This is a genomic window from Vogesella fluminis, from assembly GCF_014652335.1.
In the GTDB taxonomy this organism is placed as follows: domain Bacteria; phylum Pseudomonadota; class Gammaproteobacteria; order Burkholderiales; family Chromobacteriaceae; genus Vogesella; species Vogesella fluminis.
The window spans coordinates 1-3071 of sequence record NZ_BMYP01000085.1 but is presented as its reverse complement, the minus strand read 5'-3'; the positions used below and the strand labels follow the sequence as shown (position 1 = coordinate 3071).

Below are 3071 nucleotides of genomic sequence, written 5' to 3'. Positions count from 1 at the left end.
GACCACCGGCGTCAACACCCGATAGCGGAGTTTTTGGCATCACAGCGGCAAGTCGTTGATTCCACAACAACCCCACCGCCAAGAAAAATGAAAAAGGTTGGCCGCAACGCTTGCGGCCAACCTTTGCAAACACAGAACATGCCCGCCCAAGCCTGCCATCATGGCAAACGGCATCATGGTCTAGACTGAAAGCAGCGCCCTGATGGTGCGGAGTTTCGCAATGAGCAAGCTGTGGCAGTTCATCGCCGTGATCTGGCTGGCCCTGCTGCCGGGCCTGACGGCGGCGGCCACGCCGGCCCCGGTCGTCGTCATCCCTCTCAGCGGTGCCATCGGCCCGGCCAGCGCCGATCACGTTGGCCGCAGCCTGGCACGCGCGCAGCGCGAGGGCGCACAGCTGGCCGTGCTGCAGACGGACACCCCCGGCGGGCTGGACACCTCGATGCGGCAGATCATCAAGGCCATCCTCGCCTCGCCGGTGCCGGTCGCCAGCTTCGTCGCCCCCAGCGGCGCCCGCACCGCCAGCGCCGGCACCTACATCCTGTACGCCAGCCACATCGCCGCGATGGCCCCCGGCACCAACCTCGGCGCCGCCACCCCGGTGCAGATCGGCATGACCGGCCCGCCGGACAAGGCCGGCAAGCCCGACAGCAGCGCCCCGGCCACCAGCAACCAGGACGCGCTGAGCCGCAAGCAGGTGAACGACGCCGCCGCCTACATCCGCGGCCTGGCGCAATTGCGCGGCCGCAACGAGGCCTGGGCCGAGCGCGCGGTGCGCGAGGCCGTCAGCCTGTCGGCCGGCGACGCGCTGGCGCTGCGGGTGGTGGACCTGACCGCGCGCGACATCCCCGACTTGCTGCAACGGCTGGACGGCCGCAGCGTGCCGATGGCCAGCGGCGCCCGGGTGCTGCACACCGCCGGCGCCGCGGTCATCACCCTGTCGCCGGACTGGCGCAGCCGCTTCCTCGGCGTGATCGCCGACCCCAGCGTGGCGATGATCCTGATGCTCCTGGGCATCTACGGCCTGCTGTTCGAATTCTCCAACCCCGGCTTCGTGCTGCCCGGCGTGGTCGGCGCCACCTGCCTGCTGCTGGGGCTGTACGCGCTGCAGATGCTGCCGGTCAACTACGCCGGGCTGGCGCTGATGCTGCTGGGGCTGGGCTGCATGATCGCCGAGGCCTTCCTGCCCAGCTTCGGCACGCTGGGGCTGGGCGGCATCGTCGCCTTCGTCATCGGCGGGGTGATGCTGGTCGATACCGAACAGCCCGGCCTCGGCGTGCCGCTGGGGCTGATCCTGGCACTGGCCGCCACCTCCGGCCTGTTCGTGTTCCTGGTCAGCGGCATGGCGCTCAAGGCCCGGCGCCGGCCGCAGGTCGGCGGCGAGGTGGCGCTGATCGGCAGCCGCGGCGAGATGCTGGACGATCTGGACGGCGAAGGTTGGGCCAGCATCCGCGGCGAATGCTGGCGCGTGCATAGCGCGACGCCGCTGAAACGCGGCCAGCCGGTGCGGGTGACCGCACGGCAAGGGCTGCTGCTGGAGGTGGCGCCAAGCGACGACACCGACAAAGGAGGATCACCATGATCTTGGGAATGGGTAGTGGGCTGTTGCTGCTGGCACTGCTGCTGGTGGCGTCGTCGTTCCGCATCCTGCGCGAATACCAGCGCGGCGTGGTGTTCATGCTCGGCCGCTTCTGGCGGGTGAAGGGGCCGGGGCTGATCCTGGTCATCCCCGGCGTGCAGCAGATGGTGCGCGTCGACCTGCGCACCGTGGTGATGGACGTGCCGACGCAGGACGTGATCTCGCACGACAACGTATCGGTGAAGGTCAACGCGGTGCTCTACTTCCGCGTGGTCGATCCGGAACGCGCCATCATCCAGGTCGCCAACTTTCTGGAGGCCACCAGCCAGCTGGCGCAGACCACGCTGCGCTCGGTGCTGGGCAAGCACGAGCTGGACGAGATGCTGGCCGAGCGCGAACGGCTGAACCTGGACATCCAGAAGGCGCTCGACGCGCAGACCGACGGCTGGGGCATCAAGGTGTCCAACGTCGAGATCAAGCACGTCGACCTCAACGAATCGATGATCCGCGCCATCGCCCGCCAGGCCGAGGCCGAGCGCGAACGGCGCGCCAAGATCATCCACGCCGAAGGCGAGCTGCAGGCCTCGGAAAAACTGCTGGAAGCCGCGCACATGCTGGCGCAGCAGCCGGAAGCGATGCAGCTGCGCTACATGCAGACGCTGACGCAGATCGCCGGCGACAAGAGCTCCACCATCGTGTTCCCGATGGACATCCTGCAGGCGCTGCGCGGAGGCAAGGCACCGCCGGCGTGAGACCGGCGCGGGAGTGAAAAGCTTGGCCGCAGGCGAGGCAAGGCTTGCGGCCAAGCTTTTTGCCCAGCCCTGATTCGTGTCGGCCGCGCGGCATTTGGCGGCAAACAGCCAGGCCCCGTCGACTACCATTAAAAGCAAGGAGGGCATCATCATGAAATGCTGGACCTACGACACCCGCTACGGCCCGTTCGAGATCGTGCCGCTCGATGGCCGCTACCACATCATGCACGAGGGCGAGGCGCTCGCCGCCTACCCGACCCCGGAAGAAGCCGCCAAGGCCTTGGCCGAAGGCCACAGCCCGTGGCCCCCCCTTCGGCAACCCGCGCGACCTCGGCATCCCCGCCGACCTGCAACAATGGCACTGCCGCCTGCTGGCCTGAGCAGGGAGATGTGATCAATCGCAAAACAACGTTGGCCGCAAACCGGAAACGGCTTGCGGCCAACCTTTGATTGACGCGGTGAACGTTGGGCTTCGCAAGCTCAGCGCCAACCTACCCGACCGGCACCGTCAACCGTCAGCCAAAACCGAACCGTCACGCCATCCCGTTGGGGCAAGCCGTGCAAACTGCCGCCAGCCCGGAAAAAAGCCGCCCTCTTTTGAGCGCAGCGTATGGGCGGCGCCGGGCTGGCGGCAGTTTTCACGGGAATTCTTGCCCCTTCGGGTCGCCTTTTCTTTGCTTACTTGGCGAATTCAGGGAGTAAGTGCAACGGCGGGCAGGTCTGGAGGATGGGGGTGAGATGAG

4 protein-coding genes are annotated in these 3071 nt (G+C 67.5%); all 4 read left to right on the top strand.

Annotated elements, in window-relative coordinates; all coding sequences use genetic code 11:
- Positions 1–189: hypothetical protein (locus tag IE083_RS15905; RefSeq protein ID WP_229799794.1), on the top strand; the 189-nt coding region annotated here is incomplete at its 5' end.
- Between the two features lie 31 nt (positions 190–220).
- Complete coding sequence (locus IE083_RS15405; protein WP_189354919.1) at positions 221–1579, top strand: NfeD family protein; 1359 nt, start codon at positions 221–223, stop codon at positions 1577–1579.
- Entirely contained in the window at positions 1576–2328 is a 753-nt protein-coding gene (locus tag IE083_RS15400) for a slipin family protein (RefSeq protein ID WP_189354918.1), read from the top strand. The genes IE083_RS15405 and IE083_RS15400 overlap by 4 nt, the downstream gene beginning before the upstream one ends.
- Before the next feature lie 151 nt (positions 2329–2479).
- Entirely contained in the window at positions 2480–2722 is a 243-nt protein-coding gene (locus tag IE083_RS15395) for a hypothetical protein (protein WP_229799793.1), read from the top strand.
- Positions 2723–3071: the final 349 nt, after the last annotated feature.

Excerpts from the sequence above, each read along its gene's own strand:
- IE083_RS15405 (WP_189354919.1), top strand. The coding sequence starts at position 221 with ATGAGCAAGCTGTGGCAGTTCATCGCCGTGATCTGGCTGGCCCTGCTG.
- IE083_RS15400 (WP_189354918.1), top strand. The coding sequence starts at position 1,576 with ATGATCTTGGGAATGGGTAGTGGGCTGTTGCTGCTGGCACTGCTGCTG.
- IE083_RS15395 (WP_229799793.1), top strand. The coding sequence starts at position 2,480 with ATGAAATGCTGGACCTACGACACCCGCTACGGCCCGTTCGAGATCGTG.